Raw genomic sequence first — 12,069 nt, forward strand, 5'->3', positions numbered from 1 at the left:
CTGACTTGATCTCCGTCTCAACGGTTTGTGGTTTTTTTGAAGTTGTGCCTAGTTTACCACTGCGTATATCTTTCGTCAACACCTTTGTACAAAAACTTGCAGATTTTTTTATTTTGGGAAACTTTTGTAAAGCTGTTTACAGATTTGTAACAAAAAACGCTCTGCGTACTACCGTCAGTAATACGCAGAGCGTTAAGCTTACCTGCTGATATACTTTCTGCTTCTCCCTACGCCGATAGGCGCCAGCCTGCCTGCATCACACAGCTCCTGCAAAAGCATATAGGCCTTAGTTGTTTTCACCTGCAAGGCATCCTCAACCTGCTTGCGGGTAACATAGCCCTGCACAGCAGCCAGCTGCATTACTTTGTCCTTTTCATCCACAAAGCCATAGTATTCCTGCGTTTCGCTGATGCTAAACTCCTTGGCCTGCACCTCATTGACATTGGGCAAAACAACCTTAAAGCCACCATAAACCGCAATAAATTCCGGCTTTGCCGCAGTATCCAGATAGCTCTGCTGAATTTTTTCAATCCCCGTACCAAAGCTCTCAATTAAGCGCAAGCGGTAGAACACAGCAGCCAACGCAGGATTGCGCGTCTGCGATACGCCGATGAAAATTGTTTCCATTTTTAAGCCAGTGACGAGTCCTCCCAAAGAGATAAACTCAATGCGGTCATCGTAAATATTAACCAACGTGCTGCCGCTGAAGCTGTAATCACGGTGCACAAGGCAGTTCAGCAGCACCTCGCGCACAGCCTCAGGCGGATAATCCTGCGTATCTACACGCTCCAAGCCGTGAAAGGTTGCCTTAGTCTTATTATAATTATCTATAAATGCGTAAGCATCGTAAAGCTGCTGCAGCAAGGAGCCGGTAAACTCACGTCTGTCGCGAAAAACCGCTCTCGTGCTGCCCTGAAAAACCGCAACCTTCAGCGAATGCTCGCACTGCTCGGACAGCAGCAGCGCCAGATTTGTGTACAGGCCATCGTCACCGATGAGCTTAAGAGTGCGCAGCTGCGCCTCATCCAATTTCAGCTCACGCTGCCGAAAATGCTTGCGCAAAGCAGTAAAGGTCAGCTCCTGCTGCATACTGCGCATGCTTTCATAGCTTTTACCGTTAACCTCTATCAGCATACGGCGAATGCCTTCATCGCTCAGCTGCTGGTTGCTGCTGCCCTGCCTGATATAAACACCACTGGGCTTTAAGCCTTTTTCACGAATATAATACGGTCTGCTCGTGCCGTTTTGCACCGCAACCTTAATAATCTGTTTACCTTCTTTGGTAACTGCGCGTATTTTGACAAACGGCATAACATCCGGTGCAATGCTGTCCTTAAGCGTATTGGCTGTCTGCTGCATTACATCGTCTACGTTTGGCAGACCGACAACCTCTCCTGCATCATTTATGCCGATATATAAAATTCCGCCCTCTGTATTGGCAAAAGCAACTACTGTTTTTTTGATGTCACTGACATACAGCTCTTTAAACTCTCTGTCGATATTCTCATACGCAAGTGTTTCTTTTGTCATTAGCTTTCGTTCCTTTCGTTTTCTTTTATTTTACATCATTTTAGGAAAGAAAGCAACAAAAAACGCTCTGCGTACTACCGTCAGTAATACGCAAAGCGTTAAACTCATTTGCTATGACGTATATTCCTTACTGCCGCACGCTGGTGCGCAGCTGAATGGCCTCCGCCAGATGCACCGCCTCAATGTTCTCGCTGCCCGCAAGGTCCGCAATCGTGCGTGCCACCTTAAGGATACGGTCATGGCTGCGGGCGCTGAGGTTGAGCATATTAAAGTAACGCTCCATAACATTCTGCGCCGCCGCGTCCAGCTGGCAATATTTAACAACCTCGCTCCGTCCCATCTGCGCATTGCAGTGCATCCCCAAGGCTTCCAAGCGCTCCTGCTGCAGCAGTCGCGCCTTCACCACACGTTCGCGGATGGCAGCCGAAGATTCGCCCTTTTCCTTCGTTTTCAGCTCGCTGAACTCCACCCTGCTCAGGTTTATCTGCATATCGATTCTGTCCATCAGCGGACCGGAAATCTTACGTTTATAGCTGTCAATTTCCGATTGTTTACATGAACAGCGGTGCACCGAATCACCGAGGAACCCACAGGGGCAAGGATTTTGAGCAGCGCATAAAATAAACTTGCTCGGGAAGGTCATTGCCGCCCTGACGCGCGAAATACTCACCTCGCCATCCTCCAGCGGCTGACGCAGCATCTCCAGCGTAGAACGTTCAAACTCCGGCAGCTCGTCCAAAAAGAGTACGCCGTTGTGCGCCAGCGTCACCTCTCCCGGGCGTGGTGTACTGCCGCCGCCAAGCAAGGCGCTGCCGCTGATGCTGTGATGTGGACTGCGGAACGGACGCTCCAGCATGACACTGTCGGCCTGCGGCAAAAGTCCCACGATGCTGTAAATCTTAGTAACCTCCAGCGCCTCGGCCTCCGTCATCGGCGGCAGAATCGTCACCAAACGGCGTGCCAGCATCGTTTTCCCGCAGCCAGGAGAACCCACCATCAGGATACTGTGACCGCCGGCGGCAGCAATCTCCAACGCTCTGCGTGCTACAAGCTGGCCTTTGACGTCAGCAAAATCCACATGATAAATCCTGTTATTGTTCTGCAGAATATTTTCCTTCGGCAGCGGCGTCAGCGTGTTCTTCCCCTTCAGGTGCTCCACCAGCTCCTTTAAGGTTGCCACCGTATACACATCAATACCATGAATCAGCTTGCCCTCGGCAGCGTTGGCCTGCGGAATATACACCTCCTGCGCCCCGCACTTCTTGGCATCCATAATCATGGAAAGCACGCCGGAAACCTTGCGGATTCTGCCGTCCAGCGACAGCTCGCCGATGAAAACCTTGTTCTCCAGCTTTTCCGGCTCCAGAATTCTGCCGCAGGTCATCAGGCCTATGGCAATCGGCAAGTCAAGGCCGCTGCCTTCCTTACGCAAATCTGCGGGCGCCAGATTGACCGTAATGCGCGTCATCGGGAAGGGATAATCGGAATTACGCAGCGCCGCCTTCACGCGCTCCTTGGACTCACGCACAGCCATCGCCGGCAGTCCCACAAGATCAAAGCTGGGCAAGCCGTTGCTCACGTCCACCTCAACCAAAATCTGTACACCATCAATACCACAAGTTGTTTCGCCAAGAATCTGTGCAAACATTATCAACACTCCGTTTCTTTTAAAAGCAGTGCGGCCAATGCCTGATGCTGATAGCCGCAGTGCTTTCAATGATAATTTCTACTACATCAAAGGAAAGCACCGGCGGCTGCTCCAGCAGACCTCTGCATTGGAGATAATATTCAGCGCAACGATGAATTTTTCTTTGCTTTGCCGGTGTCACGGCCTCTATCGGTCTGCCGAACCGGGTAGAAGCACGTGTCTTGACCTCTATGAAGCTGATACAGCCACTTTTTTCAACAATAAGATCAATCTCACCATAACGGTGACAGCGAAAGTTGCGGGCTAACAGTTTATAACCCATATTTTGCAGATAGCGGCAGGCAAAATCTTCGCCGTATTTCCCAAGACTACTCCTCGACGGGGTACTCATAGTTATCCGTCTGCGGAGCATAGAGGATATTTTCCTCAGCAGCCACCAGCGGCAGCTGCATGCTCTTCACAGGCTCAAAGCTGCGGCGGTGCCAGCGTGTGGCTCCCAGCTCGCTCACAGCCTGCATATGCGCGCCGCTGCCATAGCCCTTGTTATGCGCAAAGCCGTAGGCAGGATAAACAAGATCAAGGCGCTCCATGATGCGGTCACGGGTTACCTTCGCAATAATCGAAGCAGCGGCAATAGAAGCGCTCAGCGCATCACCGTGCACCACGGATTCAATCTTCATACCTGGAACCTTCACCGGCATAGCGTCAATCAGCGCTGCCTGCGGACGGCAGTGCAGGTTTTCCAGCACCTGCGCCATGCCCTGCTGTGTAGCGTAGTAAATATTCAGCTCATCAATATTGCTGACGCTGACGATGTTCACCTCGATATCCAGCGCCTTGGCCATAACCTCGTTATACAGCATATCGCGCTTAGCAGCGGAAAGCTGCTTGGAATCGTTCAGTCCGCTGATAAACACATCCTTGGGCAGAATAACGGCAGCGATAACCAGCGGTCCTGCCAAAGGTCCGCGTCCTGCCTCATCTACGCCGGCAATCAGCTCGCAGCCCTCGTCATACAGCTCGCGTTCCAATTTCAGCATCGCCGTGAAGCGCTCCTTCTCCGCCGCCGCCTTCTCCAGACGCTTGTTGTATGCTGCCAGCAGCTTCTGTACTCCCTTGCGCTCGTCTGCTGCCAATGTCGCCAGCTGCTCCGCCGTCGGTGCTCCTGCCAGCAGCTCCTTGATTTCGGTAATATTCATCTTCTGTATCCCCCTTAACATTTATTTTTGCATAAAGAAAAACCGCCCTGCGGCGGTTTTTATGGCACGACAAATCAAGGCTCGTCGATTGTAAACCGCCCTAAACGTCCTGCTCGGAAATCTCTGAGTACAAGCTGAACCACCTTATCGATGTCAAGCTGTCCACCAGACTTCAGACAACCTCTGGCAACGGCAATCTTCGCCATAACGGCGTTGACATCATCACCCTGCTCGAGGCTTACTGCATATTTATTTTGCAAATCCTGAGGATATTTGCGTATCAACAGATCAAGCAGCAGCTCTACGGCCTGCTCCCTGTCGAATACATCCTCCTTGATGGCACCGGTAACGGCAAGCGCAAAGCCCACCGACGGGTCATCAAACTTAGGCCAGAGTACACCCGGCGTATCCAAAAGCTCTAAGCCCTTGGCAATCGTTACCCACTGCTGTCCGCGTGTTACACCCGGCTTATCGGCAGCCATTACCTTGTTCTTGCCTACGAGGCGGTTAATCAGGGTAGACTTGCCGACGTTCGGAATACCTACAATCATAACGCGGACGGGACGGTTGCGCACGCCCTTCTTCAGCCATTTATCAATCACCGGCTTCGCAGCCAGCTGAACTGCACTGATAAGCTGCTTGACGCCCTTACCGGGAGCGCAGTCAATCTTGCACACAGGCAGACCGCTGTGCTTGATTTTTTCCAGCCACACATCAGTCTGGGCCTTGTCTGCCATATCAATCTTGTTCAGTGCGATAACCTTCGGCTTGCTGCCAAGGATATCCTGCAGCATGGGGTTGGTACTGGAGCGAGGAATACGCGCATCCAGCATCTCCACAACAACGTCAACCAGCTTAATCTGGCTTTCCATCATGCGCTTCGCCTTGGTCATATGACCGGGGAACCACTGAATCTTAAAATCCTCCAGCATCATTCGCCCATACCCGTATCAGCCTTCAGCACGCGCATCTTGTCCAGCGGCCAGAAAGCTACCAGCGCACGTCCCTTAACCAGCTTCAGCGGCACAAAGCCAACGTCGGCAAAACGGCTGTCCTCAGAGTTATTACGATTATCACCTAATACAAAGATGGTATCCTTGGGAACAACTACCTTGCGGTAATCGGAAATATTTTTGCCCTTCGGGTCATTGTGGTAGATATAGGTTTCGTTCAGCTGCTTGCCGTTGACGAATACCTTGCCCTGCTGCATCTCCACAGTGTCACCGCCAACTGCGATAACGCGCTTGATAAAGTCACGGGTCTGGTCCTTGGGGAAGCGGAAAACTACGATTTCGCCCTTCTTCGGGTCGGTAACAAAGTAGCTCAGCTTATCAACGACAAGACGCTCATGGTTTACCAGAGTAGGATACATAGAGGAGCCTTCTACCATATAAGGCTCTACCAAAAAGGTGCGGATGCAGAATGCCAGTGCTACCGCAATAATAATCGAAACAAGCCAATCACTGGCAGAATCCTGCCAGGAGGTTTCACTTTTCTTGCTCAACTAATGAGCCTCCTCTCTATCGCCGGCACAGGCCGGATTTTTAACTACAATAATATAGATATATTGTAGCATAGATTGCAGCTTCAGTTATGACATAATTGTAAATTTGCTTTATTTTAAAGCATAAATGCTTCATAACGTAATAAAAGGGACCGTACTACTACAGTCCCTTTTACTATAAACAAAGATTGATTAGCGTTTTTCTCTGATACGAGCAGCTTTACCAGTCAGTTTGCGCAGATAATACAGTTTAGCACGGCGAACGATACCAACGCGTGCTACAACAATTTTCTCAATACGCGGGCTGTGAACCGGGAAAGTTCTTTCTACACCAACGCCGTAAGAAATACGACGAACGGTGAAGTTTTCACGAACGCCGGAGCCACTGCGGGAAATTACAACGCCTTCAAACAGCTGAACGCGCTCGCGGGTACCCTCGACGATTTTGCAATAAACTTTAACGGTGTCGCCTGCTTTAAACTCAGGGATGTCGGAACGAAGTTGTTCTTGTTCCAGTACTTCAATAATGTTCATAGTTTCCTCCTAAATCATAGACGTTCATGTGCGAACTCCACAGCGGACCGTCCGTATTACACAACGTAAATTGTATCATAGACAACCAATTTATGCAAGAGAAAAGTGTATAATTTCTTGCATTTTTCTTTAATTTTTTTCCCACCAGGGCTCGCCTGCAAGCCTGTCCAGAATAATGGCTGCGGCACTGCGCACGCAAAGATGATTATAGTCACACGGGCCGTAAACAGGCTCCAGAATATAATCAGATTTGGCCATAGTTTCCGCCTCGATGCCAAAGCCTGTGCCGAACAAAAGCAGCACCGGTCTGTCACCCTCCTGCAGCTGCTTGCGCATAAAGCTGTAGGAAACGGTGTTGGGATAAATGCGTGCATCCGTAGTGACAACGTAAGGCTGCTTGCCTGTGCGCTCTGCTATCGTCTGCACCGCACTTGCGATATCAGGCTGCCACAGCACACGGCTCAGCGCGTCAGCACGGTCGGGGTTATACACCTTGCCATAGCCCTCCTGCCAGTAGGAAAGTATCTTGTCGATAATCTGCTTCTGGACCTCCAGCGGATGGATGATGTAATAGCCCTGCACGTTATAAGTGCGGCAGGTACGCGATATATCGTGGATATCAAAGTTAGTCACCGCGCCGGCGATAACGTTCATGCGCTTGTTGTAGATAGGATAATGGACCAGGCCAACATATAAATCAGCCATTCGCCTCATCCTCCTTCACCTCGGCGCTTGCGCGTTTTTCCTGCTCGGCAGCGATTTCGGCACGCAGCTCCTCATAGAAGCGGCGCTCCGATTTTTTCATTTTATAGGGCAAGCGGCCTGTCAAAAGCTCCTTCTGCTCCGCACTCAAAAGGTCGGGACGCAGAGCAAGCGTTGCTTTGAGCGACTGCTTCAGGCGCCAGCTGTTAATCAGCGCATGGTTGCCGCTGCGCAGCACCTCAGGCACCTCCATGCCCTCAAAGTTCACCGGACGGGTGTACTGCGGGTATTCCAGAAGACCGGTTCTGAAGGAATCCTCCTCCGCACTTTCAATCTTACCCAGTACGCCAGGAATAAAGCGGGAAATTGCATCCATCACAATAATGGCAGGCATTTCGCCGCCGGTGAGCACATAATCGCCGATAGACAGCTTTTCATCAACCCAATAGAAGATGCGCTCGTCAAAGCCCTCGTAATGACCGCAGACGAAGATGAAATCCTGGCCGCTGTGGGCATATTCCTCGACGATGCTCTGCTTCAGCGTGCGTCCTCCCGGACACATGGCAATAACGCGGGCATTCGGCAGCTGCTCCTTCGCCTTGCGGATAGCAGCCACCATCGGCTCGGGCTTCAGCACCATGCCTGCACCGCCGCCGAAGGGAGAATCATCCACCGTGCGATGCACGTCATGCGTAAAATCGCGCGGATTGATGCAGCTCACCTTAATCAGGCCCTTGGAGGCAGCGCGCTGCAGAATACTGTGGCTTGCAGCCTGCTCAATCTGTTCGGGAAATAAGGTTACAAATAAAAACTTCATTCTGCCTCAACCCACTCAGGCAGCTCCACGACAATGCGCTTTTCTGCCAGATTGATTTCCTTGACATATTTCTTCAGTGCCGGCAGCAGGTAATCCTTCTGACCGGGGACAGCGATAACATAAACATCGTTGCTGCCTGTGCTCAGTGCGTCCTTAAAGGTACCGATTTGCTCGCCCTGCTCGTCATAAACAGGCAGGCCGATGAGGTCGGCAACGTAAAAGCGTCCTTCCTCCAGCTCCGGCAGGTCCTCAGCGTTAATGCTTACCTCCATACCGCGCAGCAGCTCGGACTCGTTCATGCTTTTGATTTCGGCAGTAGTCACCAGCACCATTCTTTTATGAAAGCGTGCTGCTTTCACGGTCAGCTTGCGACCGTCCGGCAGCAGCAGATAATCCAGGTCTAAAAATTGTTCCGGCTTATCGGTTAACGGCAATATACGAATATCGCCCCGCACACCGTGCGGAGCGACAATTTTGCCAATAACTATTTGGTTTTCCATGGATTATTCGCGGAAAGCGATAACCTTACCGTCTTCAGTAAGGATTTCTGCGCCCATCAGGGTATCAATATTGGTGCCTACGGTAATTTCTACAGTACGCTCCAGGGTACCATGACCAATTTCAGCGCCCAGCTCCAGAGCTTCCGCTCTTTTCAGCTTAGCCTCTGCTTCTTGTTTGGCAGCAGTACGCTTATTTCTTTCGATGTCAATTTGTTCGCGCAAAGCCGGAAGCACGCTCAAATCGCTGGCAGCCTGATGCAATGCTTTTTTAGCCTGGAACTCGAATTGCTCCAGATCAAGCTCCATATTCTTTATGGTATTTTGGAGATCTCCAACAATTTTCAACTTTAAATCTTCAGTAACTTTTGCTTTAACAGCGACGGGAACCCTAACGATCATTTTATCCATAGCGATATACCATCCTCAATCAAATAATTTCGACAATGACTTTCACATTCTCACGGGTTGCTACTGCTTTCATAACAGTTCTGATAGCTTTTGCGATACGGCCCTGTTTTCCAATAACCTTACCCATATCTTCAGAAGCAACATGGAGGCGAAGCACCGTTGTTGTACCGGTTGTCTCCTCCTCCACTACTACTGCAGAGGGATCATTTACAAGAGATTTGGCCATAACTTCTACCAATTCCTTCATGTAGATCACGCCCCCTCAAATTATTTTGCTGCTTTAGCTTCAGCAAATTTTTTCATGATACCATCCTTGCTGAACAGGTTTTTAACGGTATCAGTCGGTTGAGCGCCTTTGTTCATCCAGTCGATAGCTTTCTCAGCATCGATTTTTACGCTAGCCGGTTGAACGGTGGAATCGTAGTAACCGATAGATTCGATGAAACGACCATCACGAGGAGAACGAGCGTCTGCAACAACAATACGATAGAAAGGAGCTTTTTTAGCGCCCATACGTTTTAAACGGATTTTAACTGCCATGTTGATTTTCACCTCCTTAAATTAATATCTCACAACATGGAACTTTCTTTATTATCTGCCAAACGGCAGCTTGAAGCCGCCTTTGGAAGCAAACTTTGCCATACCCTGCATACGCTTCATCATCTTCTTGCTTTCTTCGAAGTTTTTCAGAAGCTTGTTGACATCCTGTACACGCATGCCGCAGCCTGCAGCGATACGTTTACGACGGCTGCCGTTGATGATTTCGGGTTTTTGTCTTTCCTTCTTGGTCATGGAGCGGATGATTGCTTCAATGCGGTCGAATTCCTTTTCGTCCACATTAGCTTCCTTCAGCTTCTGGCTGATGCCGCCCATGCCGGGGATTAAGCCTAAGATGGTTTCCAGAGAACCCAGCTTTTTAACCTGCTGCATCTGGTCCAGGAACTGCTCTAAGGTAAATTCGTCCTTGCGCAGCTTTTTCTCCATTTCCAATGCCTTGGCGAGGTCTGTTGTAGACTGAATTTTTTCTACCAGAGTCAGGATATCGCCCATGCCCAGAATACGGGAAGCCATACGATCCGGATGGAAGGGCTCCAAAGCATCCAGCTTTTCGCCCAAACCGATCAGCTTAACCGGCTTGCCGGTAACAGCCTTTACGGAAAGCACCGCACCACCGCGGGCATCACCATCAAGCTTGGTAACAATCAGGCCGTCAATGCCCAATTCCTTGTCAAAGCTCTCGGCAACGGTTACTGCATCCTGACCGGTCATAGCATCTACAACCAGCAGAATTTCCTGAGGATGAACAGCGCCTTTAATGTTGCGCAGCTCCTCCATCAGCTCTTCATTTATATGTAAGCGGCCTGCGGTATCGATGATTACCGTATCGCATGCCAGGCTATGTGCTTTTTCCATGGCCTTTTGGGCAATTTCTACAGGAGAAACCTTGTCGCCCAAAGTAAATACCGGCACATTCAGCTGCTCGCCCAAAACCTGTAGCTGAGTAATGGCAGCAGGACGGTAAACGTCGCCTGCAACCAGCAACGGTTTTTTGTGCTTGCGCTTCAGGTAGTTGGCCAGCTTACCGGCGGTAGTGGTTTTACCTGCGCCCTGCAGACCAACCAGCATGATAACTGTCGGCGGTTTGGGAGCAACAGTGAGCTTGCTTTGGGTACCGCCCAAAAGCTCAATCAGCTCTTCGTTAACAATCTTGATAATCTGCTGATGCGGATTCAGGCCTTCGCCGATCGCTTCACCAACAGCGCGCTCTTTAACCTTGGCTACAAAGTCCTTAACAACCTTGAAGTTAACGTCGGCCTCTAAAAGCGCCATACGCACTTCGCGCATAGGAGCCTTTAAATCTTCCTCAGTCAGCTTGCCGTTGCCGCGGAACATCTTTAATGCATTTTGTAATCTTTCAGATAAACTTTCAAATGCCATTCTATCTACCTACCTTCACTGCAAAGCTCTTTCAGCATTTGCACGGCCTCGTCTTTTTTTGCCTCATCCGGAGTTGCCAGCAAATCAATTGCCTGCTGCAGCTTAGCATGCAGCTCCTCCTCGCGGCTTAGCACCTTCAGTGATGCTTCATAACGTTCTAGCAGCTGCTCAACACGCTTGAGCAGGTCGTGGACAGCCTGACGCGAAACGCCCAGCTCCTCCGAAATCTCACTCAGAGACAAGTCGTCATAGAAATACAGTCCCAGGCATTGCTTCTGCTTAGCTGTCAGAAGACCGCCGTAAATATCAAAGAGCCTGCCTAAGCGCATACGCTGCGCAAAAATTTCTTCTGCTGACATATTTATCCCTCTCGAAATTTAGTCGACTATGTAAGTATAAAGCATAAAGCGATGCTTGTCAAGTATTTTTACTTGTCACCTTTAAAAATTTTTCTAAGCCTCTTTTTCGTTCTTCAGCCACTTCCAGATCAGCGGCGCTGCATAGCTTCCCATCGCCTCATACGTCTGGGACTTAGGATGAATGCCGTCAACGTAGGCCTTGAAGCGTGCCCCGGCGTCCATGCCGATGGCAGGCTGCAAATCCAGCAGGAAAGCCTTGCCGCCGCAGATATGCTCTGCCTCCTGCCGCAGGTTCAGCAACTGACGGTTGAGCGCCTGCTCCGTACTGATGAACGGCAGCACTACGCACAGGCTGTACTGCTTTTCCTCGCACCACTCCAGCACACGCTTGTAATCGCGGCTGATATCCTCAATGCGGCGTCCCTGCAGAATGTCGTTGGCCCCGCCGAGGAAGATAACGTGATGCACATATTCCGGCAGCGCGTACTGGCGCATGCGGTAGATGATATCATCGCAGCAGTCACCACAGACGCCGTAGTTAAGCATTTTAATCTGCGTCAGCTTTTCCACCTGAGCGGTCCAGGAATAGCGTGAGCCGAAGGGAAAGCCCTGCACCAGAGAATCGCCGTAACAGGCAACGTATTTCATGATAATCGCTCCTCACGTTGGTTTTTCTACATATTATTATAGCATAGATGGCGGAGGAAGAGTAAAGGCGTTCTATCCACTACCTTGACATTCCCCCATATTTCAAGTACACTTAAACTAAGTTCTTGAAAACCGCAAGTAAGCTTACGCATCCGGCTCATTTACCTGCGGACAATTAAATAAGCAGTATATCCTGCAGATGCATCTTTTCTGCAGAAGCTTAAGCAAGGCCATTTATTTTTATCTGGTACATTCTAAGAGTAGTACAAACTGACGATTTTT

The 12,069-nt window shown here is 50.1% G+C and carries 17 protein-coding genes; 1 reads left to right on the top strand and 16 read right to left on the bottom strand.

From position 1 onward, the window contains the following. On the top strand, window positions 1–209 hold a 209-nt coding region (locus HMPREF9443_RS11040), incomplete at its 5' end, for a hypothetical protein (protein ID WP_222859565.1). Here the strand turns inward: HMPREF9443_RS11040 and HMPREF9443_RS07225 are convergent. From HMPREF9443_RS07225 to HMPREF9443_RS07300, 16 genes are all read right to left on the bottom strand, one after another. Beyond that, on the bottom strand, window positions 199–1,530 hold the full coding sequence (locus tag HMPREF9443_RS07225) for an RNA-binding domain-containing protein (protein ID WP_009145918.1): 1,332 nt from the start codon (window positions 1,528–1,530) through the stop codon (window positions 199–201). The two genes, HMPREF9443_RS11040 and HMPREF9443_RS07225, sit on opposite strands and share 11 nt — an antisense overlap. Window positions 1,531–1,657: 127 nt before the next feature. After that, the gene (locus HMPREF9443_RS07230; protein WP_009145919.1) at window positions 1,658–3,178 is read right to left on the bottom strand and encodes a YifB family Mg chelatase-like AAA ATPase; all 1,521 of its coding nucleotides are present in this window, start codon (window positions 3,176–3,178) and stop codon (window positions 1,658–1,660) included. Between the two features lie 19 nt (window positions 3,179–3,197). After that, window positions 3,198–3,569: a YraN family protein gene (locus HMPREF9443_RS07235; protein WP_009145920.1), complete on the bottom strand. Its 372-nt coding sequence runs from the start codon at window positions 3,567–3,569 to the stop codon at window positions 3,198–3,200. Beyond that, window positions 3,547–4,386, bottom strand: a complete 840-nt coding sequence (locus tag HMPREF9443_RS07240) for a ribonuclease HII (protein ID WP_148495349.1) — start codon at window positions 4,384–4,386, stop codon at window positions 3,547–3,549. The genes HMPREF9443_RS07235 and HMPREF9443_RS07240 overlap by 23 nt, the downstream gene beginning before the upstream one ends. Before the next feature lie 65 nt (window positions 4,387–4,451). Continuing rightward, window positions 4,452–5,312: a ribosome biogenesis GTPase YlqF gene (gene ylqF / locus HMPREF9443_RS07245; RefSeq protein WP_009145922.1), complete on the bottom strand. Its 861-nt coding sequence runs from the start codon at window positions 5,310–5,312 to the stop codon at window positions 4,452–4,454. Continuing rightward, window positions 5,309–5,881 (bottom strand): signal peptidase I, encoded by a 573-nt coding sequence (gene lepB, locus HMPREF9443_RS07250; RefSeq protein ID WP_009145923.1) that lies wholly within the window; start codon window positions 5,879–5,881, stop codon window positions 5,309–5,311. The genes ylqF and lepB overlap by 4 nt, the downstream gene beginning before the upstream one ends. 192 nt (window positions 5,882–6,073) lie before the next feature. Next, window positions 6,074–6,415 carry a 50S ribosomal protein L19 gene (rplS, locus tag HMPREF9443_RS07255; RefSeq protein WP_009145924.1) on the bottom strand — a complete coding sequence of 114 codons (342 nt, stop codon included), beginning with the start codon at window positions 6,413–6,415 and terminating at the stop codon, window positions 6,074–6,076. Window positions 6,416–6,544: 129 nt separating this feature from the next. Then, on the bottom strand, window positions 6,545–7,120 hold the full coding sequence (locus HMPREF9443_RS07260) for an RNA methyltransferase (protein ID WP_009145925.1): 576 nt from the start codon (window positions 7,118–7,120) through the stop codon (window positions 6,545–6,547). Beyond that, window positions 7,113–7,934, bottom strand: a complete 822-nt coding sequence (gene trmD, locus HMPREF9443_RS07265; RefSeq protein WP_009145926.1) for a tRNA (guanosine(37)-N1)-methyltransferase TrmD — start codon at window positions 7,932–7,934, stop codon at window positions 7,113–7,115. Before trmD ends, HMPREF9443_RS07260 begins: the two co-directional genes overlap by 8 nt. Further along, a complete protein-coding gene (gene rimM, locus HMPREF9443_RS07270; RefSeq protein ID WP_009145927.1) occupies window positions 7,931–8,434 on the bottom strand; it encodes a ribosome maturation factor RimM in 504 nt (167 codons plus the stop codon). Before rimM ends, trmD begins: the two co-directional genes overlap by 4 nt. 3 nt (window positions 8,435–8,437) lie before the next feature. Next, on the bottom strand, window positions 8,438–8,842 hold the full coding sequence (locus HMPREF9443_RS07275; RefSeq protein WP_009145928.1) for a YlqD family protein: 405 nt from the start codon (window positions 8,840–8,842) through the stop codon (window positions 8,438–8,440). 19 nt (window positions 8,843–8,861) lie between these two features. Next, window positions 8,862–9,089, bottom strand: a complete 228-nt coding sequence (locus HMPREF9443_RS07280; RefSeq protein ID WP_009145929.1) for a KH domain-containing protein — start codon at window positions 9,087–9,089, stop codon at window positions 8,862–8,864. Between the two features lie 20 nt (window positions 9,090–9,109). Then, on the bottom strand, window positions 9,110–9,382 hold the full coding sequence (gene rpsP / locus HMPREF9443_RS07285) for a 30S ribosomal protein S16 (RefSeq protein ID WP_009145930.1): 273 nt from the start codon (window positions 9,380–9,382) through the stop codon (window positions 9,110–9,112). 51 nt (window positions 9,383–9,433) lie between these two features. After that, entirely contained in the window at window positions 9,434–10,780 is a 1,347-nt protein-coding gene (ffh, locus tag HMPREF9443_RS07290; RefSeq protein WP_009145931.1) for a signal recognition particle protein, read from the bottom strand. A 5-nt stretch (window positions 10,781–10,785) separates the two neighbouring features. Then, a complete protein-coding gene (ylxM, locus tag HMPREF9443_RS07295) occupies window positions 10,786–11,139 on the bottom strand; it encodes a YlxM family DNA-binding protein (protein WP_009145932.1) in 354 nt (117 codons plus the stop codon). A 93-nt stretch (window positions 11,140–11,232) separates the two neighbouring features. Continuing rightward, window positions 11,233–11,787, bottom strand: coding sequence for a GDSL-type esterase/lipase family protein (locus HMPREF9443_RS07300; RefSeq protein ID WP_009145933.1), 555 nt, complete (start codon window positions 11,785–11,787; stop codon window positions 11,233–11,235). Between the last annotated feature and the right edge of the window lie 282 nt (window positions 11,788–12,069).

The sequence above is a fragment of the Phascolarctobacterium succinatutens YIT 12067 genome, assembly GCF_000188175.1.
Lineage (GTDB): Bacteria > Bacillota > Negativicutes > Acidaminococcales > Acidaminococcaceae > Phascolarctobacterium_A > Phascolarctobacterium_A succinatutens.